Source organism: Chryseobacterium sp. Tr-659, from assembly GCF_011752975.1.
GTDB lineage: Bacteria > Bacteroidota > Bacteroidia > Flavobacteriales > Weeksellaceae > Chryseobacterium.
The window spans coordinates 257,439-281,393 of sequence record NZ_VWWP01000004.1 but is presented as its reverse complement, the minus strand read 5'-3'; the positions used below and the strand labels follow the sequence as shown (position 1 = coordinate 281,393).

The 23,955-nt window shown below is 34.7% G+C and carries 24 protein-coding genes; 15 read left to right on the top strand and 9 right to left on the bottom strand.

Annotated features, from left to right (window positions below; translation table 11 throughout):
* Nucleotides 1-121: 121 nt before the first annotated feature.
* From F3J23_RS11860 to F3J23_RS11835, 6 genes are all read right to left on the bottom strand, one after another.
* Nucleotides 122-559: a hypothetical protein gene (locus tag F3J23_RS11860; RefSeq protein WP_228455326.1), complete on the bottom strand. Its 438-nt coding sequence runs from the start codon at nucleotides 557-559 to the stop codon at nucleotides 122-124.
* A 5-nt stretch (nucleotides 560-564) separates the two neighbouring features.
* Nucleotides 565-912: a DoxX family protein gene (locus tag F3J23_RS11855; RefSeq protein WP_167028839.1), complete on the bottom strand. Its 348-nt coding sequence runs from the start codon at nucleotides 910-912 to the stop codon at nucleotides 565-567.
* Between the two features lie 173 nt (nucleotides 913-1,085).
* Complete coding sequence (locus F3J23_RS11850; RefSeq protein ID WP_167028837.1) at nucleotides 1,086-1,499, bottom strand: hypothetical protein; 414 nt, start codon at nucleotides 1,497-1,499, stop codon at nucleotides 1,086-1,088.
* Between the two features lie 197 nt (nucleotides 1,500-1,696).
* Nucleotides 1,697-2,911 carry an MFS transporter gene (locus F3J23_RS11845; protein ID WP_194303850.1) on the bottom strand — a complete coding sequence of 405 codons (1,215 nt, stop codon included), beginning with the start codon at nucleotides 2,909-2,911 and terminating at the stop codon, nucleotides 1,697-1,699.
* 172 nt (nucleotides 2,912-3,083) lie between these two features.
* Nucleotides 3,084-3,695, bottom strand: a complete 612-nt coding sequence (locus tag F3J23_RS11840) for a response regulator (RefSeq protein ID WP_167028834.1) — start codon at nucleotides 3,693-3,695, stop codon at nucleotides 3,084-3,086.
* A gap of 5 nt (nucleotides 3,696-3,700) precedes the next feature.
* On the bottom strand, nucleotides 3,701-6,694 hold the full coding sequence (locus F3J23_RS11835) for a sensor histidine kinase (protein WP_167028832.1): 2,994 nt from the start codon (nucleotides 6,692-6,694) through the stop codon (nucleotides 3,701-3,703).
* 801 nt (nucleotides 6,695-7,495) lie between these two features.
* Here F3J23_RS11835 and F3J23_RS11830 point away from each other — a divergent pair.
* The 9 genes from F3J23_RS11830 to F3J23_RS11790 all read left to right on the top strand — a co-directional run bounded on the left by F3J23_RS11830 (nucleotide 7,496) and on the right by F3J23_RS11790 (nucleotide 15,873).
* Nucleotides 7,496-7,705: a hypothetical protein gene (locus F3J23_RS11830; RefSeq protein WP_167028830.1), complete on the top strand. Its 210-nt coding sequence runs from the start codon at nucleotides 7,496-7,498 to the stop codon at nucleotides 7,703-7,705.
* Between the two features lie 147 nt (nucleotides 7,706-7,852).
* On the top strand, nucleotides 7,853-8,209 hold the full coding sequence (locus F3J23_RS11825) for a helix-turn-helix domain-containing protein (protein ID WP_167028827.1): 357 nt from the start codon (nucleotides 7,853-7,855) through the stop codon (nucleotides 8,207-8,209).
* Between the two features lie 431 nt (nucleotides 8,210-8,640).
* Nucleotides 8,641-9,897: an aminotransferase class I/II-fold pyridoxal phosphate-dependent enzyme gene (locus F3J23_RS11820; protein WP_167028824.1), complete on the top strand. Its 1,257-nt coding sequence runs from the start codon at nucleotides 8,641-8,643 to the stop codon at nucleotides 9,895-9,897.
* Between the two features lie 6 nt (nucleotides 9,898-9,903).
* Nucleotides 9,904-10,530 (top strand): TetR/AcrR family transcriptional regulator, encoded by a 627-nt coding sequence (locus F3J23_RS11815; protein WP_167028821.1) that lies wholly within the window; start codon nucleotides 9,904-9,906, stop codon nucleotides 10,528-10,530.
* Between the two features lie 99 nt (nucleotides 10,531-10,629).
* Entirely contained in the window at nucleotides 10,630-11,715 is a 1,086-nt protein-coding gene (dnaX, locus tag F3J23_RS11810) for a DNA polymerase III subunit gamma/tau (protein WP_167028818.1), read from the top strand.
* A gap of 32 nt (nucleotides 11,716-11,747) precedes the next feature.
* Nucleotides 11,748-12,332 carry a hypothetical protein gene (locus F3J23_RS21635; RefSeq protein ID WP_228455325.1) on the top strand — a complete coding sequence of 195 codons (585 nt, stop codon included), beginning with the start codon at nucleotides 11,748-11,750 and terminating at the stop codon, nucleotides 12,330-12,332.
* A gap of 399 nt (nucleotides 12,333-12,731) precedes the next feature.
* On the top strand, nucleotides 12,732-13,826 hold the full coding sequence (locus tag F3J23_RS11800; protein WP_167028815.1) for a chorismate mutase: 1,095 nt from the start codon (nucleotides 12,732-12,734) through the stop codon (nucleotides 13,824-13,826).
* Between the two features lie 175 nt (nucleotides 13,827-14,001).
* Complete coding sequence (rsgA, locus tag F3J23_RS11795; protein ID WP_167028812.1) at nucleotides 14,002-14,928, top strand: ribosome small subunit-dependent GTPase A; 927 nt, start codon at nucleotides 14,002-14,004, stop codon at nucleotides 14,926-14,928.
* A 528-nt stretch (nucleotides 14,929-15,456) separates the two neighbouring features.
* Nucleotides 15,457-15,873: a nucleoside-diphosphate kinase gene (locus F3J23_RS11790; protein ID WP_034722935.1), complete on the top strand. Its 417-nt coding sequence runs from the start codon at nucleotides 15,457-15,459 to the stop codon at nucleotides 15,871-15,873.
* 80 nt (nucleotides 15,874-15,953) lie between these two features.
* On the opposite strand, the gene F3J23_RS11785 is transcribed toward F3J23_RS11790, so the two are convergent.
* Nucleotides 15,954-17,801 (bottom strand): alpha-L-fucosidase, encoded by a 1,848-nt coding sequence (locus F3J23_RS11785; RefSeq protein WP_167028809.1) that lies wholly within the window; start codon nucleotides 17,799-17,801, stop codon nucleotides 15,954-15,956.
* Between the two features lie 225 nt (nucleotides 17,802-18,026).
* Here F3J23_RS11785 and F3J23_RS11780 point away from each other — a divergent pair, with 225 nt between their 5' ends.
* From F3J23_RS11780 to F3J23_RS11760, 5 genes are all read left to right on the top strand, one after another.
* Entirely contained in the window at nucleotides 18,027-18,482 is a 456-nt protein-coding gene (locus F3J23_RS11780) for a hypothetical protein (protein WP_167028806.1), read from the top strand.
* A gap of 52 nt (nucleotides 18,483-18,534) precedes the next feature.
* Nucleotides 18,535-18,753, top strand: coding sequence for a hypothetical protein (locus F3J23_RS11775; protein WP_167028803.1), 219 nt, complete (start codon nucleotides 18,535-18,537; stop codon nucleotides 18,751-18,753).
* A 3-nt stretch (nucleotides 18,754-18,756) separates the two neighbouring features.
* Entirely contained in the window at nucleotides 18,757-19,854 is a 1,098-nt protein-coding gene (locus F3J23_RS11770; RefSeq protein WP_167028800.1) for a DUF692 family multinuclear iron-containing protein, read from the top strand.
* 36 nt (nucleotides 19,855-19,890) lie between these two features.
* Nucleotides 19,891-20,376: a DUF1772 domain-containing protein gene (locus tag F3J23_RS11765; protein WP_228455324.1), complete on the top strand. Its 486-nt coding sequence runs from the start codon at nucleotides 19,891-19,893 to the stop codon at nucleotides 20,374-20,376.
* Between the two features lie 361 nt (nucleotides 20,377-20,737).
* Nucleotides 20,738-21,289, top strand: a complete 552-nt coding sequence (locus F3J23_RS11760; RefSeq protein ID WP_167028794.1) for a DUF4082 domain-containing protein — start codon at nucleotides 20,738-20,740, stop codon at nucleotides 21,287-21,289.
* Nucleotides 21,290-21,357: 68 nt separating this feature from the next.
* Here the strand turns inward: F3J23_RS11760 and rpe are convergent, their stop codons facing one another.
* A complete protein-coding gene (gene rpe / locus F3J23_RS11755) occupies nucleotides 21,358-22,008 on the bottom strand; it encodes a ribulose-phosphate 3-epimerase (RefSeq protein ID WP_167028791.1) in 651 nt (216 codons plus the stop codon).
* A 105-nt stretch (nucleotides 22,009-22,113) separates the two neighbouring features.
* Entirely contained in the window at nucleotides 22,114-23,187 is a 1,074-nt protein-coding gene (locus tag F3J23_RS11750) for a M42 family peptidase (protein WP_062670358.1), read from the bottom strand.
* Nucleotides 23,188-23,238: 51 nt separating this feature from the next.
* On the opposite strand from F3J23_RS11750, the gene F3J23_RS11745 reads away from it, so the two are divergent.
* The gene (locus F3J23_RS11745; RefSeq protein WP_167028788.1) at nucleotides 23,239-23,943 is read left to right on the top strand and encodes a DUF4294 domain-containing protein; all 705 of its coding nucleotides are present in this window, start codon (nucleotides 23,239-23,241) and stop codon (nucleotides 23,941-23,943) included.
* Nucleotides 23,944-23,955: the final 12 nt, after the last annotated feature.

The window sequence follows — 23,955 nt, the reverse complement described above, 5'->3', positions numbered from 1 at the left end:
AATTATTTCATGGGTTTGAAATTACCTTTTGGGCCTAGGCTTATCCATTTATATGCAGCCGGAAAATATGCTGTAAGAACTTTGAAGCTTGGCCTGGTGCAGAATAGGAGTGCAATAGCCCTTATTTGTTCTGTCCTATATCAAGTCTTTCAAACTTACCTTCAGCATTTTTGTGGAACTTGAAAAACACCGGAAATGTTCCCCATTTCCCGGCTTTGAAGTTGCCGTAAATATTTTTTCCTTCATTTTCTACACGATCTATACTGAGAAACTTTTCATTGCCCAGTGCATTGGAGAAAAAAGTCTTGAAATCAACAGTATGACCGTCGTCAGTCATTACAGGATTTTCTGTAAAGAAGCTGTACCAGTTTTTATCACCGTTTTGCAATGATTCAATAGCCTGTTTCACCGTTGAATCTGTTATTTTTGATAAATCCATTGTGGGTTGTATTTTTAAAGGTTGTTTTTGAGGTTTTTGTGTTTCTTTAGTTGTATTTTGACCACAGGCAGCACACCAAAAGCTTATTGCCAATGCGGTTATCAGTTTGTATTTTTTCATAGGTTTCAGCTTTTAAGCGGATGCTGGAGATAAATAATCAGAAGATTCAGACAAAGGAAGGGGAGTTCTATCATAGCACCTTTCAGATCTTTGTTCAAAAGCTGAAAACAGATAATCAGTAATATGCCTGCTGCCATCAGAAAATTTCCCCAGACAAATGTTTTCGGAAAAAGAATCAGTATTGCTGCAAGTAGGGTAACAGCGCCGTTAATCATGAGTCCGGTCTTGTCGAAACCCCATTTTCCAAACATTTCTGTCATTTCCGGTTTACCGGATATCATGGCAATTCCCTGTTTAAGCCCCATAAAGACAGCAAATAAAATGAGTGCAGAGTTAATAATTTTTACAATCATTGGCGTGTTTTTTTATTTTCAATACAAATATGCACGAAATGAATGACTTATCAATGGTGAATTTTTCGGAATTTTAATTGGATTGTTTCTTGTAGAAAATGAGCAGCAACTACCCATAAAAAACCACAATTTACGGGCTAAATTGTGGTTTTCTACAACTAAGAACTATTTAACTACGATTCTGTTTTCATATAACCATAATGTAATGCAGGTTCTTTTCCGAATAAGCACGAAAAAATATTCTGAAACTCATGGATATATTTACATTTTATGGCATTGCCATATATCTTCAGACCTTCCAGTATTTTTTTAGAACTGAGGTCTATATCATATTTTATGAATGCTTCCGGTCTTTCATACCGTATCCGCTGATCTGAACTGTATGTTCTCGAAAATCCCAGTTTTTCAAGCCATTCTTCGGTTATTTTAATGGGCCTGATGGAAGCCGCCGGGACTGAAATACTTTGAATATCATTTTCAATTTTAACAAAATATGCCTGCTCTATACTCTGGAAAATCTCAGTGATCGTATAAATCTGGTTTTTGTACTCGACTAAGTTTTTGATTTTTAGATCTGCTACGTTCATAATATTTTGAATTTTTAATGGATGATATAGGTCCGTAATAAAATACAAATATTATGCCTTACATTGTAGTGTTAAGTCGTGTTTTAGTGAATGTTAGGTTAAATTTTTACTATAAAAAATTAATAATCTGTTAAAATTATGAATTCAAGCAGGATGGCAGATTTTTGGACTGAAAAAAGTGTGGTATCTATGTGGTATTAAGCTTTTTTTCTTTCTCTTGGAAGGACATTAGCTGTAACCAATAGAAGTGCTGTTATTATAGATATGATGAGAATGGCTATGAAGACATTCCATGAATAAGCATGCAGCAGATACCCGGTTCCACTTCCTAAAATACTTGATCCAAAGTAATAAAATAGCCAGTAAATAGAAGTGGCAGAAGATTTTCCGCGCTTAGCGTAAAGAGCCGTCATCTGGCTGGCCATTGTATGGGCGGCAAAAAAGGAAAGTGTAAAAAGTGCCAGACCGAAAATAACGATGTAAATATTTTCAGATAAAAGCAATACAGTTCCGGTAAGCATAAACAGGATGGAACCCTTTAGAATATCATTCATTTGAAACCTTTTGGAAAGCCGGCCGGTAATCATGGTTCCAAATACCCCGAAAATATACATCAGAAAGATAAATGCAATAATAAAATGACTTAAAGAAAATGGGTAAGCTTCCAGTCTGAAAGTAAGATAATTGTAAACACTTACAAATACGCCCATCAGTAATGCTGCAGTAACGTATAAACGGAGCATATAAGGATTGGTAAGGAAAAACTTCATCTGCTTTACCTTGAGATGATAATCCGTTTTCTGAGGGTTGAAAAATTTCGATTCCGGGAAAAGTTTCCAGAATATAATTCCAAGAATGAAACTTTCTATTCCGATCATCAGAACTGCATTTCGCCATCCGAATTCTCCGGCCAGAAGTGTGGCCAGTATTCTTCCGCTCATTCCACCAATGGTATTTCCGCTAAGATACATGCTGATTGCTGCTGGAATAACTAAGGCGCTTACTTCTTCTGTGAGATAAGCCAAAGCAACGGCAGAAACTCCGGAAACTACAAACCCTTTCAGAACACCAATGGTGATCAGAAGACTAAGGCTGGGAATCCATGTGGAAATAATAGTCAGCAAAGCCGATGAGATCAAAGAAAAAACCATCAGTCCCTTTCTTGAATAACTGTCTGCTTTAAAGGCGAAAAGTAATAATCCCAATGCCATGCCTATTGTGGATGACGATACGAGCAGGGAAGTATCACCTACGGATACTTTGAACTGTTCCGCAGCCATGGGCAGCATCGGCTGAAAAAGATAGAGCTGTGCAAATACAGATAGCCCTGAAAAGAAGATACAAAGTTTTATATATCGTAAACGTTGGCTTCCCTGACTTGCTTTTTCGGATGGATCTATGTTTTTTTGCATTGTTAAGATGCAGTAATTTAACAGAAAATTTAATCCTGCAAATTTCCAGATTATTTTCCGAATTTAAAAATCATTATCTCAATCGTGATTATAGGTGGTGATAATTTAATTCATCTGAAAGCAGAAGGAGCAAAAATCTATTATCTTTCTCTTCCTGCTTCCAGTCTGGAGATCAGTGCATCATATCATAAACTTTAATCAGCTCTGCAATATTGCCTACGTCAAGCTTCTGAAAGATTCTTTTTTTGTAGGTACTTACAGTGGACATCTGAATATTAAGTTTATTGGCAATTTCCAGATTACCATTTCCGTCAGCCAGAAGTTTAAAAATTTCATATTCCCGGGAAGAAAGTTTTTCTACAGGATTGTCTCTCTTATTTTGAATAATAAGCCCGATAAGTTCCGCGGGATAAAAATATCCTTTTTCAATCACTGCTTTTACAGCATTTTTTATTTCTTCCTCACTGCTTTGCTTGTTCAGATATCCTTCGGCGCCTTCTCTGATATATTGGATAGCTACATCTTTGTCGTATCCTGAAAACACAAGGATTTTAAGATCGTTTTGGATGTTTTTAAGTTCGGATATCATTTTTTTATATTGAGTTCCAGGCATATCAATATCCAAAATAAGAAGGTCATAATATTTGCTTTCCAATAATGTTTTTACCTGCTCATAGTTTTCTGCAAAATTTATTCTTAGATTAGGGTAAGCCGTTTCCAGAACGAGAGCAGTTCCTGCTCTTACTACATAATGATCATCAGCGATTAATATTTTTTCATTCATAAAGATTAGTTTTTCCTGAGGGTTATTTCCACAATAGTTCCTTGGGGCTGGTTTTGTCTAAAGCCGATTTCCGCATTGATCTTTTTGACCAGATGAATTACCATATGCAACCCAAGTCCTTTGCCTTTAAAACTGGGGGTTTCCAGTTTAGGATTTCTGAACAGATTCATATAGGTTGCGATTTGGTCTGCAGACATTCCCGTTCCCGTATCAGCTATTATTATGGTGGTTTTTTCTTGGTTTTCATTAATAGCCAGAGTGATTTCTCCTCCTAAAGTATTCTTCACTGCATTATCAAGAATATTGTGAATAATGGCTGTTAAGATACTCTCATTCACTCTGGAGTATATTTTTTCCTGAGTAGTATTGATAATAGTAGTCTCTTTTTCTTTTGCAATTTCACAAAACAGTCTGTTTTTGATCTCCAAAATTCTATTGATAGGGTATTCCAGCTTTTCAAAGATGTTTTCAGCCTTATAAAGCTCTGTATACTCTTTCAAATTAAGAGTGAACTGATAAAGTTGTTCTGAAGATTTATAAATACTGTCAAAATACTTCTTTTGAAGTTCTACATCGTCCGATTCATGGAGTTTCTGAGAAAGCATGGCAATAAATCTTATAGGAGTAGTAATGTCGTGGCTGATGGTTTCCACCAGCTTCTTTTGATATTCTGTTTCTTTCTGCAAATTACTTTTTACCACTTCAAGGTTAAATGAAGTTTCTTTAAGCTCAGAATTTTTATTGTGGACAATCTGTTTTAATGCTTTGTTTTTTATTCTTAAAAAATTAGTCATCAGCTGAACTATGATAGTGATGATAATCAATATAATGATTGAAGCAGCCACCCTGAAAAGTAATGTCTGATAAAAAAAAGGCTGGATTTTGAAATGAATCGTCTTTTCTTCAAATTTTCCATCCGGAGAAACCAATATCCTTACGTTCAAAGTATAGTCTCCCGGGCTAAGATTGCTGATGGTGTACTTTAACTCCTTTCCTGTGGCGATTTGTTCCCAATCAGTGTTTTCTTTACCTGATATTTTAGCCTCTATATAAAGATTTTCCAGGTTAGAGAAATAAGGAATATCGATAAATATATCTGCTGTTTTGTAATCTTTTTTTAAATCAAGTGTATCATGGAAATAATGAGTTTCAGAGTTACCGATCTTTACCCTCTCCATATAAATTTGATTTCTTTCAGGATAATATGTTTCAATACTCTGCGGGTTAAAGAATACAAAACCATCCATAGAGGGAAATACAAAATCTCCGTTTTCCAGTGCATAAGCATTCGGTTCCGAGCTGCCGTTGAACTCATTCGTAAGAAACCCGTCCTTTTTGGTAAAACGATAATAGTAGACAGGTTTTTTTCCGTCTTCCGCATATTGCAGCAATTGCTTTTTGGGAACCTTAAACAATCCGTTATTGGAAGATATCCAATAAGAGCCTTTTTTGTCCTCAAGGATATAATGGGCCGCCTGAAGATAATTATTTCTGTCGGTAGGCATCTTAATTAGCTTTCTGTTTTTGAAAAGAAAAAATCCACTTTTATTGGTCATCACCCAAATGAGGTTATCTTTTGTTTTGAAAATGCTTTTTACATAAATATTTTTCATTAAAGGAGTCACGGTTCCGGTCCCTAACTTGGCAGAGTACAGCCCGTCACTGCTTCCTATAAGAATTTCATCGTTATTGTATTGGAAAAAAGTATTGATGAAGCTTTTAAAATGATAAACAAAATCGGGTTGGGTAAACAAGTCCTTTTTAAAGATATTGAGCTGATTATCTGAAAAATCAGTGAAAGTAGAGCCATAAATATTTCCACTTTTCATAAAAGCTTCAAACCCTTTTTGAATGTAAACGGAATCCTTCTTTTTATATCCCGAATTCTTATAAAATCTGATAATACTGTTTCTTTTCTTAATCAGAATATTGCCGGAACTATCGTACATCATAAGGTAATTATCATTGTTTCCGAAATGATACTTACTAACGATACCTTCTCTGTTGAATACAGTCCCATCTTCTGCCATAATCGTCCCGGAACTGAATGGCAGAGAAGCATAATAAACATTATTGGAAAAATCAGTCTCTTTTCTGGCAACATAAAAATTAGAAAGCGTAAGAACATTAAGTCCATTGTTAAGAGTTCCCAGGTAAAGCTTATTGAAATCTTTATCGTAGAACATGGAACAGTAAGAGTGTCTTCCGATTTCATCAAATTTTATCAGAAATTTCAGAGAAAGACTCTTTCCGCCTCCCTCCACAATATAAATATTATTATGATTGATAATGAAGGTCTGATTGGTAATTTGTTGCCAGTATATTTTGGTGTCGGGATGATTAAAAAGGCTCGGCTTCTCCGAAACAGATAATTTTCCCTGATCTATCGAATAGGTTTTTCTTGCTTTCAGGTCATTAATAAAAAGAATATTGTCTACCACGAAAATATTGGTCAGATCCTTATTGGAAAAAGGAATTGCTATCTTTGTTTCCTTTCCCTGTTGGTCTTTATAAACAATGGTATTCTTTTCAGTAAAGTTATAAACCGAGTTTTTAAGCTGGATAAAATAATGAAGGTCATTATAAAAATTAGCCGATATGATATTATTGGCAATTCGATGCATAAAATCTGAGCCTTGGGAAAATGCCAATTTATCATTGCTCTGAAGCGGAGCAAGCTTAGGAAATCTGTTTTTAATGATAATTTTATTTTCCTGAAAGTTATTAAGAACCGTAATGCTGTCAAGAAACGGATTTCCAATAAACTCACCAAAATACAGATTATTTACTCTGAAATTATTAAAAGTAATAAAAGAACTTCCGTCATAGCGCACAATTCCATTTTCTGTAGAGATCCAGATAAAACCGTATTTATCTTTCACAATAGCCTTTGCACTGCTTTGCGGAAGCCCGTTATCTATATTATACCACATAGACGTGTGGCGCTGTCCGTTAACGTTTAAATATAAGCAAGCAAAAAATAATGCCCAAATTCTCATAGATGTGCAAAACTGATCTGTGTCTCCTGCTTTATTGCAAAAAACGGTTAATAATAGTATTTGTACAAGTCCAAGTTTTTTTAAGAGGCAGGAACGATTGAGAATAAATTTTTATCATTAAGTTTTCTTAGCCTTTGTGTTTTAGTTTTTTTTGATTGTGTAAAAATAATGAAATTATGGAGATAAATCAGTATATTTTGATTTGTTTCATATAAGTTTTATCCACATTTGCTGAGTTTGAAGTACATAAGAATTTTCATAATATTAAAATATTTCATTATTTAGTGAAATTTTAACATTGGATTTATTTTCATAATATTTCTTATAATCTCTATTGTTTAGTGAATTCATAATTTATTGTAAAATTTATAAATCTTGGATATGAGCGTACTCTTGTCATTTAGAGAATTTAATAAATCTTTGACTTTGCTATTTTTTAACAGTTTTTTGTAGTAAAAATTTGACAAAAATTTGATGTTAATTCTACAACCGGACTTTGATGCGGAAAAATAGGATTCTTAATTTTGCAAAAGGTTCCCATAACGATGAAAGAAGCTTTATTGATCTGAAGAAATAATGATTCTAAGAACACAAAAGATTTTGCCACCTATACAAAGGATCTCATTAAGAGATCTTTTGCTATTTCTATAATTTTGTAAAAAAAACGAATTTTATTTTGTATTGCATTTGCTTTGTTTGTGAAAATAGGGAAAGCTATCGTTAATAAGGCTGAAAATAATTAATGATACGTACTGTTTTTTCTGGCCTTGATTTTGCATTTTTAAGTGCAAACACAAAAACATGAAAAAGGAGAACTTTAATCATTTGATTGGGAAAACCCGTCATGAAGTCAAAACAGAATTAGGGGATGGTTTTAATCTTTTTTTGGATAATACCTGGACCTATGAATTAGACAGAACCTGGCTTGGGAGAAAGATTATTCTGGCGCTTTTTTTTAAAGATGATAGAGTTTCCCAGATTGAGATTTATAAAACTTTTAATCGGAGTTAAGCTTATCCTTAGGGTTGAAAAAAATCTAAACAAATATCTAAAACAAGTTTTTTATTTTATATTTCTTGGTGAATTTCCGAAAAGTTCACCATGTTGTTTTGTTTCTTATTGCTAAATTTATATTTTGAATAGACTATTAAGAACAAAATGATGAAAAGAAGTGAAGAGATTACCAGCCAATATTTTATGTTTCTGGAAAAACATATTAAAGATGTTGTTTCTGGAAATATTCCGGAATTTATGGAGGTAAATGAAATTGCCGGAGAACTCGCTATCTCCCATAAACATCTTACCGATACAGTGAAAAAAGAAACAGGCAGACATCCTTGCTATTTTTATGATGAAAAAATTATACAGGTAGCAAAAAATATGCTTGCTACTTCAGATAAATCAATTGCGGAAATTGCCCGTATGTTAACCTATGATCCATCCAATTTTTCAAAATTCTTCAAAAAAATAACAGGTTATACTCCGGGAGCATTCAGAAATGCTCATAAATGTTAAATAAATCTACTTTTCTATCTTTCCAAAATACATTTTATAAACTTATCCGTAAGTGTTTATCTCTCTTTCGGGAATTAAATGATTCCGGCTTTCTGCTTCAGGACAGAGTTTAATGAATTATAATGAGAAAATAGAAAAAAAATAATCTTTTATAAATGAGATGGTTGTGAAAAAAAACGTATTTTTTTTATCATTTATTTATTAATATTTCTTTATTGTTTACTTTTTTTATTAAATTTAGGTAAGAAAAAACTAATTAATTCAATACAAAAGAAATGTTAAAAGAGACAGATATATTAAATACTTTGGTTTCCAGATAATAAGGGTAATTTATTGTGTCTTTAATAATATTTAATCTTAATGGGGAAGCTTAAGCCCTTTAAATAATCATATATTTGTTTCTTCGAACCACACAATAAACAAGATTAAGGATGAGCATCAATTTCACAACAGCAACTATTAAAGACTTTGAGAATATACCAGATAATGATATGGCCCAAAGAGCTGAAATTTTTTATGAATACCTAGACTATGTAAAGTCTAACGGACATATGAATTACAGGTTGAAAAATACTTCAGGAACCAATGCGATACTGAATGTAAATATTGCAAACCAAAACAGAGAATTTGTTAGTTTTGTATCAAGTGATTATTTAGGATTTACCCAACACCCAAAAGTAAAACAGGCTGCTATTGAAGGAATAGAGAAATATGGCACAGGTACAGGAGCAACTCCGCTTATCGGAGGGTATTTTGATTATCACAATGCTCTAGAAAAAAAGATTTCAGGGTTTTTCAAAAGAAATGAAGATGAAGCCGTAGTATTTACCACTGGATATACAGCCAATAGTGCTACTTTACAATGTTTAATGCTGAAAGAAGACCTTGCCATTTTAGACATGGCTGTACATGCAAGTGTGCATGAAGGATGTGCATTTACCAATAAAAAAACATTTCCGCACAATAATTTGGAATCTTTGGAACACATTTTGAAGGTATCTGAAAATCTGTACCGTACGAAACTCGTTATTGTGGACGGAGTGTATTCCCAGGATGGTGATACCTCGCGTATTAATGAGATCTATAATCTGGTGAAAAAGTACAATGCCTTTCTTATGGTGGACGACGTACATGGCGTTGGCATCCTTGGAGAAACAGGAAGAGGTACTTTGGAACAGGCCGGGTTATTGGATAAAGTAGATATCATCACAGGAACATTCAGTAAAACGTTTGGAAATCTGGGAGGATATGTCATCGCTGATAAAAAGCTTGCCGCGTTTATCAAATTCCAATCCCGCCAACAGATCTTCTCTGCAACAGCCCCACCATCATCTGCGGGGATTGTTAAAGCCATTGATTTAATAGACGAAGAACCCATCTGGAGAGAAAGACTCTGGAACAATATCAACTACTTCAAACAAGGACTTGATGATCTGGGCTTAGATACTGGTGTCACCTGTTCCGCAATCATTCCCGTGAAAATCGGAGATCCATATGTAACAGGAGAGGCTGGAAAACTACTCATAGAGAAAGGCATCTATACAAACCCGATTTTATATCCGGCTGTACCCAGAAAAGATGCACGTATCAGGATGAGTGTAACCGCCAGACACGAAAAGGAACACCTGGACAAAACACTCAATGCGTTTGAAGATATAAATAAAAAATTGCATATTGCAAAAAAATAATAAATTATGCCTAGAAAAGTAGTGCAGGGCCCCATTAGGGACAAAGAAAAAACAAAGCAAAAACTGCTTGCTGCAGTTGGTAAAATTTTAAGAGTAAAAGGATACTCAGGTTTAAAAGTAAGTAAAATAGCTGCAGTTGCCGGTTTTGATAAAAAACTGATCTATGAGTACTTTGGAAGTACTGATAAGCTGATCGATGAATATATCAAATCCCAGGATTACTGGAGTCAGGTAAATCAGGATGTAAATATCGATTTTTCTGACGGAGGACATGAACTTACCAAAATGGTTGTCCTTAACCAGTTTGAAAATCTGAAAAAAAATAAAGAGCTTCAGAAGATCATTCTTTGGGAACTTTCAGAAAGCAAACCTATCCTTAGGAAACTGGTAGACCAGCGTGAAGAGGTAGGAGAAGTGCTGTTTGGTAATATTTCAGATCCTTACTTCGGAGAAGGAGCAACAAGACACAGAGCAATTATGGCACTGATTGTTTCAGGAGCTTACTATCTTAACCTTTATACAGGATACAATGCAAGTAAATTCTGCGGTATTGATCTGAAAACAGAGGAAGGAAGAAAAGAGATAGAAGAAGCTATTGTTGAATTGATTGGATTTGCATACAGTAAGAAATAAAGATTAAAAGTTTTCCGATTTGAACAGAAATGCGTTTTTTTGTTGATATTTGAAAACTTTTAATTTTCAAATTAAAAGTATATTTCTTACTTTTGACCAATGGAAAATTTTATAGTATCTGCAAGAAAATATCGTCCTCAGGAGTTTGATACAGTTGTAGGGCAATCCCATATTACGGATACTTTAGAACATGCAATTGAAGAAAGCCAATTAGCTCAGGCATTGCTTTTTTGCGGTCCTCGTGGTGTGGGTAAAACTACTTGTGCCAGAATTCTGGCAAGAAAGATCAATGAGAAAGATGGCTCGGTTTCAGAAGATGGCTTTGCTTACAATATCTATGAGCTGGATGCAGCATCCAATAACTCCGTAGATGATATCAGGGAACTGATAGATCAGGTTCGCTTTGCACCTCAGGTTGGTAAATACAAAGTGTATATTATCGACGAGGTTCATATGCTGTCTTCTGCCGCTTTCAATGCTTTCCTTAAAACTCTCGAAGAGCCGCCGGCTCACGCTATTTTTATTTTGGCAACCACGGAAAAGCATAAAATTATTCCAACAATTTTATCCCGCTGTCAGATTTATGACTTCAAAAGAATTACTATTGAAGACATTCAGGGGCATTTGCAAAATATTGCTCAGAAGGAAAATATCCAGTATGAAGATGATGCATTATACCTGATCGCTCAAAAAGCAGACGGTGCGTTAAGAGATGCACTTTCCATCTTCGACAGACTATCCACCTTTTCTCAAAAGAATATTACGCTGGCCAAAGCCGCCGAAGTTTTAAATATCCTGGATTATGATCAATATCTGAATATAGTAGATCTTGCCAAAGAGAATAAAATTCCGGAAGTGCTTTCTGCTTTCAATGATATTGTTAAAAAAGGATTCGATCCCCATATCTTCATTGCCGGATTAGGAAATCATTTCAGAGATCTGATGATGGCACAAAACACTTCCACCATTGATCTGATTGAAGTGGGTGAGAAGACCAAGGTTAAGTTCGTAGAACAAGGACAAAAATGGGCAGCCCAGCAGCTGATTGACGGCATTGAGATCTGCAACCATGCGGATATTAATTATAAAAATTCCAAAAACCCCAGACTTACGGTTGAAATTGCACTGATGCAGCTGGCTTCTCTGACAGCTAATTCAGGTGATACTAAAAAAAAAAGTTCCTAATACTGGCTCCTTTTCTCAGTGAGAAACAGGAAGTGAAAATTCCTGAAAAAGCTCAGGAGAAAAAAGAAGTTAAAACAGAACAGCCTGCGCTAACAGAAAAAGTACAGGAAGCTGTGGCCGTAGTAACGAAGACTACAAAGCCATTATCCAGACCGGGAATATCATCCGGCTTTAGCATCAATTCCTTTTTGAATAAAGAAGATAAAGTAGAAACAGCAGAAAATACAGTTGTTAAAACCGAAAATCTTCCGCAAAACCATTTTACAGATACAGATCTGCAGGTGGAATGGAAAATTATGCTTAAGCAGTTACAGATCAAAAACAACTTTGTTTTTAACGCCGTGAAAACCTTTAAGCTGGAAAAAACAGATGAGAGTAAAATCAAAGTTTTATTCCCTTCAGATTCTGCTAAAGTAGAATTTGATAAAATAAGTGGAGAATTTTTTAATCATTTTAAAAGAAAAGTTCAGAACCATATTATTGAGATAGAATACGTGAGAGACGTTGATAATCTGAAGATTGAGGTCGTTACCAAAAGAAAGATATTCGAAAAATTCATCGAAAAAAATCCACTTTTAAAAGATCTTGATGATTTAATGAAGTTTGATTTGACATAATTTTTATATATTTGTCAAAGTTTTTTGTGAAAAATAAGTTTTTGACAAAAACAAATTGCAACCAGAAACGCTAAAACAAAGACATTTCCAGAAGAAAAATGGAAAAATTATCAAATACATATCTGTCTTTTTTTGCACCCGCTAATTACTTTTTTAGCGGTTATTTTAGTTTTTCTGTTTCTTATTATAGAAATTTTAGAACGTATTACCGATTTTATTGGTATTGCTAACTGAATTTCTTTCCAAAAAATACAGGAAAAGTAGAGCCCTTTTATTTTCCTGATTCCTTTAAACAATTTTGAACGGCATTTTTTGAAAAGAATTATAAAGTAAATTTTATAATCAAAGGGCTATTGCTGTGAACTTTTAAAAAAATAAAAAAACAATAAAATTTAGAATATGAATTTAAATGATTTAAAAAATGAGTGGATCAATGAGCTTACACAACCCTTAATGATCGCAGGACCATGCAGTGCGGAAAGTGAAGCTCAGATGCTTGAAACAGCTAAAAGAATTAAAGAATCCAATGCTAATGTATCGGTTTTTCGTGCAGGAATCTGGAAACCCAGAACCAAACCAAATGGTTTCGAGGGAGTAGGAGTGATCGGTTTGAACTGGCTAAAAAAAGTAAAGGAAGAATATGGTTTTAAAACGGCTACCGAAGTTGCAAACGCACATCACGTATTTGCCGCTTTAGAAGCTGATGTTGACGTTCTTTGGATTGGTGCACGTTCTACAGTAAATCCTTTCACGGTACAGGAAATTGCAATGGCTTTAAGAGGAACAGATAAGCCTGTATTCGTTAAAAACCCTGTTAATCCGGATCTTGCACTATGGATTGGAGCGCTGGAAAGACTTCTAGGACAGGATATTAAAAACCTGGGAGTAATCCACAGAGGATTTTCTACCTACCAGAAAACAAAATACAGAAATAACCCGAACTGGCAGATCGCCCTTGATTTCAAAAGCCAGTTCCCGAATATTCCAATGCTGATTGACCCTTCTCACATCTGCGGAAACAGAACTGGTCTTGCAGATATTACACAAGAAGCTCTTAATGTAGGATACCAGGGAGCTATTATCGAGTCACACTGTAATCCTGATGAAGCGTGGAGTGATGCTTCTCAGCAAATTACACCAGAAGTTCTTGCTGAACTTATTGGTAATTTGAAAGTGAGAAATTCTAATCTTGCAGGTTTTGAAGGAGAAATGGGAAGGCACAGAACTTTAATTTCAGATCTTGACTTCCAGTTGATTGAACTTCTGTCTCAAAGGATGAAAATTTCTGAAAAGATCGGTAAACTTAAAAAGGAAAACGATATCGCGATCTTCCAGCCTGAACGTTGGAAAGTGATTACTGAATACGCAACTCAGAAAGCTAAAGAAACCGGAATGTCTCAAGAGTTTATTGAAAAGGTGTTCAAGGCAATTCACGAAGAGTCTATTGAAGTTCAGAATAATATTATGATCGATAAGAAATTAAGCAGCTTATAAGAGCTGACATGAATCAGAATTTAGAGAGGTGAGAAATAATTTTAACCCTATCAGCTAAAGTCTGAAAAAATAATCTGGGCTTAGGTGTCGGGATTCGGGAAAACTGAAATATTGTTTTTGGCCCTGATTCCTGAATCCTAAGCCCTAATTGCTTATATTTGCATCAGTATTATCTATGAAAGGAAAAATCATTAAATCTACAGGCAGCTGGTACCAGGTTTTGGAGTTGGAAACAAATAAAATTTTCGAAGCCAGAATCAGGGGGAAATTCAAATTAATAAAAACAAGACTTACCAATCCGCTTGCTGTAGGAGATTTTGTTGAGTTTCAGCTGGAACAGGATGATATTGCCTGGATCACAAAAATAGAGCCGCGCTTCAATTACCTGATCCGAAAATCTGTAAATCTTTCAAAAGAAGCTCATATCATTGCTTCCAATATAGATCTGGCATGTTTTATTTTTACACTAAAACATCCTGAAACATCTTTAGGATTCCTCGACAGATTCCTGGCATGTTGTGAAGCTTATAATATTACGCCATTGATTTTGTTTAATAAAATTGATGTATTACACGAAGAAGAAATTGAAATTGTAAAAGACATAGAGTTTCTTTATCAGGAAATTGGTTATGGTACATTGGAAATTTCCTCTTACTCCAGGCTTAATCTGGATCAGCTTCAGGAAATTCTTAAAGATAAAACTTCAGTGTTCTTCGGTCATTCCGGTTGTGGAAAGTCTACACTGGTAAATGCCCTGCAGCCAGGATTAAATCTGAAGACTTCTGAGATTTCAGATACTCATTTAAAAGGAAAACATACAACTACTTTTGCTCAGATGCACTTCTGGGATTTTGGCGGAAATGTGATTGATACTCCCGGTGTTCGTGAATTTGCCATGATCGATATTGAAAAAGAAGAAGTACAGCACTATTTTCCTGAGATTTTCAAAAAAAGAGAAGAATGTAAGTTTCACAACTGTCTCCATGTAAATGAACCAAAATGCGCTGTTATTAATGCCCTTGAAACCGGTGAAATCCAGCATTCCCGCTATGCTACTTATATCAAACTGATGGAAGAGGCAGAAGAAGCATCTCAAAAATAATCAGATATTATCATATAAATAAGAACTGCAGCTTAAATAGTCTGCAGTTTTTTTGTGGTAAATATTAAAATTAATGATAATTTTTTTCCAAAAAAAATTACCCTGAAATATAATTTTACATTTTGGCACAAAAATAATCTGAAATAACTCTACTTTATGACAGGTGAATTATGTCTGATAACTCCACTTTGTCACATTTTAAATTCAGGAAACGAGAATAAGAATTATCTTATTGATTATCATAAGCGTAATCCTCTGTTAATATGATTTTATGGGGTTTTTAAAATTATGAAATTATTAAATAAACGTGTTTATTTTTAATAAATAAAAAACCCAGCCGAAGCTGGGTAAAAACTAATAACCATGAAAACTCAAATTAAACATGAGAATCGCAATAGAATAAACAATTACTGTGCCAAAGTTTGGTTCACGATTTCTTAATAAAAGTTATTTTTATGTTAAAAAAAAATTAAAATAAAAATCAAAGATATTTTTTGTAATTTTGCGCCATTAAAAAAATATACATTTATGTCTAACATTACATTCACTATGATTAAGCCTGATGCAGTTGCTGACGGACATATCGGTGCTATATTGGGTAAGATTGCTGAAGGAGGTTTTAAAATCAAAGCTTTAAAATTAACTCAGCTTACAGTTGCTGATGCAAAAAAATTCTATGAAGTACACGCTGAAAGACCATTTTATGGTGAATTGGTAGAATTCATGAGCTCTGGTCCTATCGTTGCTGCAGTTTTAGAAAAAGACAATGCAGTTGAGGATTTCAGAACATTAATCGGTTCTACTAATCCTGCAGAAGCAGCAGAAGGTACAATCAGAAAAATGTTTGCAAGAAGCATCGGTGAAAATGCAGTTCACGGTTCAGATTCTGACGAAAACGCATTAATCGAAGCTCAATTCCATTTTTCAGGAAGAGAGATTTTCTAAGAAAATTTTCTTACAAAATAAAAGATCCGGAGAAATTTCTCCGGATCTTGCTTTTTATAGTGGGTATGTCTAAATTTCTATCAAAGATTATTCTCAATAGCTCCTATTTCTTCTTTGTAAAGCTCAACAGGCTTATTAAGTAATATGGCAATGACTGTCATTTGCGGATCAAGTTTCTCCTTAGGAATATCAATATAAATGATTCCGGGGCAATCACTCCAATAAAGTTTATTATAAATTTTATGATCAAGTAAAGTACCTTCGCCTGCTATTCTTATTCTTGCAATTTCATTTTTGATCCCTTTTAAAGCAACAGGACCTGTAGGAATTCCTTCTACAAAGAGGTAAAGTGTTTGTTTGTCCTTTGATAAAGCGCTTATTCCCGAATAATGTCCATCTGGTAATCCTTTTTGTGTTTCAAAAAATGCTTCAGCATGTTTGCTGATCCACTGCAGAGTCGCTGGATTGGTTTTAGGAGTCTTTTTGAATTTCATGTCAAGTCCGTCACCAGTTAAACCTGCATTGGTTAGCATGTTATTGCCATTATGTAGCGTGTTAGAGAGGTCATAAACTGCCAGTGGAGTGTTTTTGTTTTCCAATATTTCGGAAAGAACGTGCTTCTCTTTCTGAAAATTTTTGAGAAATACTGGTGGAGTTTCAAAATCAAGTTCTACAACAGTGACATCTTGGTCAAATTTTACCTTTGAAAAGTTAAGTGTCAGAGTTTTGTCCAGACTATAGTCCAGATTGATGACAGATTGTCCGTCTCCTACAATTTTTACTGAAGTCGGTTTTGTTGCTAATCCATAGATTTTTGTGAAATTCTTTGCTTCTTCAAGGTAAAGAAATACAGATTTTTTAGATTCTGACAGTGAAGATTTTCCTTTATAGTTTTCGAAAGGAATTCCGCGGGTTGTTTCATAGACTGCATTTTTATTTTTCGAAGTCCAGCGCCCAAGGTTTTTAAGGATTTCAACCTGTTTTTCAGGAAGGGTTCCGTCTGATCTTGGCCCTATATCAAGCAATAAATTTCCTCCCATACTGATTACGTCTGCAAGAGTTCTCACCATCATATTGGGTGTCTTATAATTGTTATCATAAGGCTGATATCCCCAGGAGTCATTCATGGTATAACAGAGTTCCCAGTAAGGATTTTGTGGGGCTATCACAGGAATGCCCTGTTCAGGAGTATCATAATCGCCATGATCGTTAAGTCTGGAATTAATAATAATATCAGAATTATATTTCCTTAGAATATCCATAGTTTGCACAGTTTTCCATTCTTCGGGAGTATGTTCCCAATTTCCATCAAACCATAAAAGGTCAGGATGATATTGTGATGAAAGCTCACTAAGCTGAGTCTGATAATAATTGATGAAATTCTGCCAGCGTTTCGGATCATCTTTTATTTCGTAGCGCTTTTTTGTGCGGGTATTGATGTCATAGTAAGGATGACTCCAGTCCGGAAGTGAAAAATAAAGCCCGGTTTTTAACCCTGAATTTTTAAGCCCGGCAATAAAAGGACTTAAAACATCTTTCCTTGCCAAAGAATTTTTAGGAACTGTTGTCGCATTTTCTGCCATTGAATTCCATAGTGCCACACCGTCATGATGTTTGGTGGTAATCACAGCGTATTTAGCACCGGATTCTTTAATAAGTTCAACCCATTGTTGCGGCTGATATTTTGAAGCTGAAAAACCATTCAGCTGCTTCATATAATTTTCATAATTGATATAGTTGTTGAAAAATGACCATGACTCGGAAATACCATCCACCGAGTAAATTCCCCAGTGAATAAAAATACCCAGTTTGGCATTTTTAAACCATTCCATTTTTTTGCTGTTGTCGACAGGTTGATTTTGAGCATTGATGTTGTGAGAAGATAATATCCATCCAAGGAAAACGGCTTTAATCAGACTGCATTTCATATTTATATTTATTTAAAAACTAAATATAAATAAAGAATATCAGAGTATAGAAAAGTTTTACAGTATTTGCAGATAATAAATTCTTAAAAGCTCTATTATTATTGTATTTTTATAAAAAGTCTGTTTAAACAGTTTTAAAGGGTTAAATAAAATAAGTGTATTATTATAATAAAAGCTTAAGAGTTTTAAAAAAGAAAATATTGTTCTCACCATAAAAACTGTATTATGAACCTGTCAGAATTAATTTTAGAACGAAAAATAGCAAATATATCAATTGGAGATAATTTAAAAGATATTTCAAATTTAGAAATTACTACACATCAGGATGGAGATATTCCGGCTTTATATGGGTTGTATATTGATGACCTATTTTTTGAGATTATAGTTATTGACAATATTATAAGAGGAATTCAATTTGATTTTAGTTATGAAATAGCTGCACCAAACACTTTTGAAGTTAATGATATTAAAATGATACTTGATGAAAATACGTCTATTGTAGAATTGGCGAATCATCTTAAAAAACTGAATTTTGAATTTGAGATTATTGAATCTAAGTTTGAATCTAAAAAGATACGATTAGAGAAATATAAAACAAACTTTTACTTTGATGATAGGTGTAATAAATTATTCAAGCTCAGTAATATAGATTTTGATCTTTTGTCAGGGTTCTCAAAATGAATGATATATATTGGAACGTTTATTGTAAATTTTATTCTTTAAAAAAAGGATTATGAAAATTCCAGCGTTATTAATGGCCAGTTTATTGACGGCGGGAGTTTCTGCACAAAGCACAAAACCTCTGCCCAAAAATAAAAAGCCTGAAAAAAAAGTTAAGAAAGCGGCAGATCCTGAACCAGAAAAGCCGAAACCGGGGAAAACTAAAACTATTGTAAAGAAAGATACTCTTGTACTTCGCGGTTATGGCTGCCCGGCCTGTGGAATGGGATAAAGAATGGGAAAGCCACTGTTAGGATTATCAATGATGGCAGAAGCAGATTTTGTTTCTGCAATTCTTCCATTGATGCAGAATAATGCTGTTGATGTGCTGGAATGGTCTTTCGATACATTGTACAATGTAAAAGAACCTGATTGGCTTAATGATCTCCTGAATTTTTATGCTGAAAATAACCGTTTGATTGGGCATGGTGTTTATTATTCTCTTTTCGATGCCCGATGGACGGAAAGGCAGAATGTCTGGTTGAAGAAACTAAAAGAAGAGTTTCTCAGAAGGAACTATAATCATATCACGGAGCATTTTGGTTTCATGAATACTGAAAACTTTCACCAGGGAGTGCCTTTGCCGGTGTCTTTGCATCCTAAAACTTTACAGATAGGAAAAGATCGTTTGTACAGGCTGCAGGAAGCTGTTAATGTTCCGGTTGGAATTGAGAATCTTGCATTTTCATTTTCATCGGATGATGTTAAAGAGCAGGGAGAATTTCTTGATCAGCTTATAGAGGATACGGACGGATTTCTGATTCTTGATCTTCATAATCTCTATTGTCAGGCTTGTAATTTTGAAGTAGAGATGCAAGAGCTTATTAACTCTTACCCTTTGGATAAAGTCAGAGAAATTCATCTTTCCGGAGGAAGTTGGCAGAAGAGTGTTTATGGGAAAAGAATGGTAAGAAGAGATACTCATGATGATCTTATTCCTGAAGAGATTTTATCCATATTGCCTTCTGTTTTGGCTCAATGTAAAAATCTGGAATATGTCATTATTGAAAGGCTTGGAAACACTATTAAAACAGAAGCAGAAAAAGAAGGCTTTTTTACTGACTTTAATAAAGTTAGAGCAATTATAGATGCTTCGGATCTTCAAGTGGGAAAGATGGGAAACTGGACGAAAAAGGAGATTAAGCTGCCAGATGAACCTCTTGAAAATATGGAGCTGTTTGAAGAGCAATCCAGACTTACAAAGCTGCTTTTTGACAGTGTAGGACCAGCGATTCTAAAAGGTCAGCAATTTCATTATTTTAAAACAGAAAACTGGGAACCGGAAATGATACTGACGGCTCAGAATATCATTAAAAAATGGAATCCTTATTAATTTTATACTCATAACCACCAACCAAATTATATGAAAATGACAACTTTAGTATTGATTATTGCCGCTGTCCTCACAGCATTAATAGGAGGGCTCTTTTATGCATATTCCTGTTCTGTAGTTCTTGGACTCGGAAAGCTCTCTGATATGGAATATCTGAAAGCAATGCAAAATATTAACCGGGAAATCCTTAATCCTGTATTTTTCATAAGTTTTATGGGAACGGCTGCTCTTCTTCCTTTGTCAACTTTTCTTTTCCGCGGTCATCAACCTGTTTTTCTCTTTCTCCTGCTTGCTTCTCTTGCTTATCTGATTGGCGTTTTCGGGGTTACGATAGTAGGAAATGTGCCCATGAATGATGCTCTTGATAAGTTTGATATCTCAAAATCTACTATGGAAACTGCCAGGCAGATGCGTGATAATTTTGAGAACAGATGGAATTTTCTCAATAATATAAGAACTATTTTCTCGGTGATTTCGATCATCTCTGTTGTCTGTGCCTGTGTCTGGAATAAAGAAGCGTAGAGTAGGTGTAAATACTTAATAGCAAATTCAGTATTTCTACTGATGCATAGAATATGGTTTTATTCAGACATTTGTGTGGTTAGCAAGACAGAATTTAACATTTTCCCAATGTTGAAAAAGAATTAATAACCAAGACAACTCAGTTTCCGATGAGAAAAGACAGCTCCCCAAGTGCTGTCTTTTTTTTATGCTAAAAAAGGATAATAACCTTTTGAATACAGTGTTTTTCCTGTGATCTTTCTGCTGGTTTATTTCAATCTTTGTCCTATCAAAATTAAAACCAATGAAACATTTAGAAGATTTTTTAGATTTGAGATTTTTATCTCTTAAAAGCTTAGTGCCAGTACTATTGTTAACTAGCATGTTTTCCATAACAAGCTGTAGTAAAGATGATGATGAGCAGGTATCTCCTCCTGTAACCTATATGGAAGAAAACCCGCTGGCTAAATATTATGAAAATACAGGATTTACTACGGTTACCAATTTTGTTAATTCTGGAGATTATGAATTTGGTCTTGTATTCTCTCCCAGTGTAAAAGGGAAAATCAATTCGATCACTGTTAAAATTCCGGATTCTAATCCTAATTTGAGAATTACCATCTGGGATTATACTACGAAAACAGTATTGAGATCAGAAATCGTGAACGTATCGGCTTCAAATACTTTAATAACAAAAAATATTTCAGAATTATCTTTGGAGAAAGATAAAAAATATATGATTACGATGAACTCCAATGACTGGTATAAGAAAAGTAAATCCAATAACAGTAATGCAACATATCCTGTTGCGGCGGGGAATATTCAGTTCTGGGAATACCGATGGCTAAGCGGTACAGCGCAAACATTTCCTACTAATATTTCTTCGGATTATAACGCCGGTGATCTGAGTTTTAATTTTCAGCAGGTAAACTAATAATCATATTTCAATGAAATAAGAGGTAGCCATTGGCTGCCTCTTATTTGTTATAAAGATATATTTTCTTAGATCTTTAGGAGTTCGATGGTTCTTTCCGGATCTTCAGTTGAGAAAACTGCATTTCCGGCAACAAGAACATCAGCCCCGGCCTCGAAAAGTTTGGAAGCATTATCAAGGTTTACACCACCGTCAATTTCAATCAGCGCTGTAGAATTATTGCTTAAGATAAGATCTTTGGTTTCGGCGATCTTTTTATAAGTATTTTCAATAAACTTCTGACCTCCAAATCCCGGATTTACACTCATTAGCAGCACCAGATCAACATCAGCAATGATATCTTCAAGCATTAAAACAGGAGTGGACGGATTTAATACAACTCCGGCTTTCGCTCCTTTGCTCTGAATATGATGGATGGTTCTGTGAAGGTGTGTACATGCTTCATAATGTACAGAAACAAGATCAGCACCGTGATCGATGAATTCATCAACATATTTCTCTGGCTCTACGATCATCAGGTGAACATCTACAAATTTTTTAGCATGCTGCTGAATAGTTTTCATAACAGGAAAACCAAATGAAATGTTAGGGACAAATCTGCCGTCCATTACATCAATATGGAACCAGTCCGCCTGAGATCTATTCAGCATTTCAATGTCTCTTTGCAGGTTCCCAAAGTCTGCAGATAAAAGGGATGGAGCAATAAGCTTCGTTTTCATTTTTACTTTTTATACTTTTTATTTAGATACAAGATGCTAGATGTCAGATCTTTAAAGACGTAATTTTTGAGTCTGCTGTCTGTTGTCTTATATCTGAGATCTCAATTAATGATACTTCAGTTTCATTTCCGGCTTAATTTTAAGAACAGTTTCATAGATAAGTTTGATTACATTACCTACGTCTTCCTTAGATACCATTTCCACTGTTGTATGCATATAGCGCAAAGGTAAGGAAATTAAAGCACTTGGTACACCGCCGTTAGAGTGAGCAAAAGCATCTGTATCAGTTCCGGTAGCTCTGCTTGCTGCAGCTCTCTGGAAAGGAATCTTTTTAGTTTTTGCCGTATCAATGATTAACTCTCTGATTGTATGATGAACACTTGGTGCGAAGAATACAACAGGCCCTGCACCACACTTCTGATCTCCTTCTTTTTTCTTTTCGATCATTGGTGTAGTGGTATCATGGGTTACATCTGTAACAATGGCAATATTAGGTTTAATAGTATCTGCAATCATATCTGCTCCATATAAACCTACCTCTTCCTGTACAGAATTGGTGATATAAAGACCAAAAGGGATTGATTTTTTATTCTCCTTTAAAAGTCTGGCTACTTCAGCAATCATAAATCCGCCAATTCTGTTATCCAATGCTCTGCAGACAAAATATCGGTCATTCATTTCGAAGAACTCATCAGGATAAGTAATCATACATCCTACGAAGATTCCCATTTCTTCCACCTCTTTTTTGGAAGTGGCGCCACAGTCAATAAAAATATTTTCGATTTTTGGAGTAGGTTCATTCTGATTGGTTCTGGTGTGAATGGCCGGCCATCCGAAAACCCCTTTTACGATTCCGTTTTCTCCATGAATGTGGACAACTTTAGATGGAGCGATAGTCTGATCTGAACCTCCGTTTCTGATGACATAGATCAATCCGTCATCTGTAATATAATTGACATACCAGGAAATTTCATCAGCATGGGCTTCAATCACTACTTTAAATTCTGCTTCCGGATTAATTATTCCGTAACAGGTTCCATAATGGTCCACTTCTATTTTGTCTACATACGGTCTGATGTAATCCATCCAGACTTCCTGTCCTTTGTGTTCGTAACCTGTTGGAGATGATGTATTTAAATATTTCTCTAAAAATTTCAAAGATTTCTTTTCAAATTTCATAAAAAGGAATGATTTTTGCGTTTAATTTTTGTTCTTATAAGTGTAAAAATAATGAATTTTAGTAAGATTGTCTGCCTTTTTGTTTTCTTTTTTGGAGTCAGTGTTTTTGGTCAGAAAGATGCTATAGTGGCAAAACCACTTAATCAATATCCGCCGGATTCTCTGAAAGTGGATGAATTTGGCAATAAATATTATTACGACGAGCAACAGAAGGTTAAAATCTATGAAATCAACGGGGAGCCGGTAGTTGTACTGGATGAGTTGGTTTTGGTTAATAAACCCAGATTCAATAACCAATTGGATAAAAATTACTACTATTTCCTGAATAAAAAACTGTACAGAGTATATCCGTTGTTTGTAACGGCATTACAGCAATACAGGGATATTCAGAAAGATATGACAGATATGGACAGCAAAGCCAAAAGGAAATTCGTAAGAGAAAGACAGAATATGCTGGCCGACCAATATGAAAAACAGTTAAGAGATCTTACTACTACTGAAGGACAGGTTTTTGCAAAGCTTATGAACAGGGCTACCGGAAAGAATGTATATGAGATTATTAAAGAACTGAGAGGAGGATGGAGTGCTTTCTGGTGGAATGTAAAAGGGAAAATGGCCGATATTGATCTGAAAGACCAGTATAACCCTCACGAAAACAGAACTGATGAATTTGTAGAATCATTACTGCAGTCTAACTGGAACTCTGGGTATCTTCAGCCTTACCCGGGAGCGAATGATTTTAAAGTAAAGAAATAAAGAAAAATTCCT